Source organism: Microvirga aerilata (assembly GCF_016743775.1).
Lineage (GTDB): Bacteria > Pseudomonadota > Alphaproteobacteria > Rhizobiales > Beijerinckiaceae > Microvirga > Microvirga aerilata.
In genome coordinates, this window is record NZ_JAEQMY010000328.1 from 1 (window position 1) to 866 (window position 866).

Sequence of the window (866 nt, forward strand, 5' to 3'; positions counted from 1 at the left end):
GTGCCACTCATCTGAGTTCGAGGGGTCCAGGGCGCGAAGCTCCTCAACGGCCTCCATGGCGGACATGACAGCCGCCTGGATGCTGGATGCTTCGATCCCCTCCTCGTCCCGGATCATGGTGTCGCCATTGGTGAGGTTGAAGTAGTACCGCGCCGTTACCGAGAGGCCCCGCACAGACATATCCGAGGAACGAGCCGATATGTCGGCCTTGATGAGAACTTCATCGGGCCGCCGCTTGCCATTGTTGAGAGCTGTCACTGTTGGAGCCTTACTGAATTGCGGGAGATGATAGGTTGGCAAGATCCACCCAACCTGTGCAGGTCGGGAGTTCAGGGATAAGGTACACACGGCTTCCATCGAGCTTCTCAACCCGACAGGGATAGGTTCTCTTGTCTCCTGGAGGGCGGTACAAGACCAGGCTCCCAACTGAGACAACATCGTCCTCGATGAGCTCAAGTTTGGCTTGTAGGTTAGGGTGGTGGTGCTCGGCTCGATCAAGGGCGATGCCCTGTTTGGCTGCTCGGACCCGTTCAAGGGTAGCAATGGCCTGGCGGGCCCGGTCTCGGTAGCGGTCCATGACCAGCTTCAAAGGACCGCGCTCCTGCCCTGAATGCCAGGAGACGCCACCCGCTTTGGCCAGCTCCGCGGCCACAGCCTCGATTTCATCATCACTCATTTTCAGCCCCCCACACAAAGCTAGGGCAAATTTCCTGTACCGCAATGCAAATGGCATCCCCAGTGCCCGAATGTTCCCCGAGTTCTGCAAGTGCAGTTAACCAGACGCCTGGCAAACTGCACTTGACATGAGATACGACGCAAGTCCGGGAGAACCCTGCCCCAGGAGAATGGTTCCTAGACGTCCTGAC

2 protein-coding genes are annotated in these 866 nt (G+C 58.2%); both read right to left on the reverse strand.

Features of this window, described 5'->3' with window-relative positions:
* Window positions 1–258 (reverse strand): DUF6894 family protein (locus tag JKG68_RS32635; RefSeq protein ID WP_202066610.1); only part of this gene is annotated, 258 nt, incomplete at its 3' end.
* Between the two features lie 10 nt (window positions 259–268).
* The gene (locus tag JKG68_RS32640) at window positions 269–676 is read right to left on the reverse strand and encodes a hypothetical protein (RefSeq protein WP_202066609.1); all 408 of its coding nucleotides are present in this window, start codon (window positions 674–676) and stop codon (window positions 269–271) included.
* Window positions 677–866 lie beyond the last annotated feature (190 nt).

Excerpts from the sequence above, each read along its gene's own strand:
- JKG68_RS32640 (WP_202066609.1), bottom strand. The coding sequence starts at position 676 with ATGAGTGATGATGAAATCGAGGCTGTGGCCGCGGAGCTGGCCAAAGCG.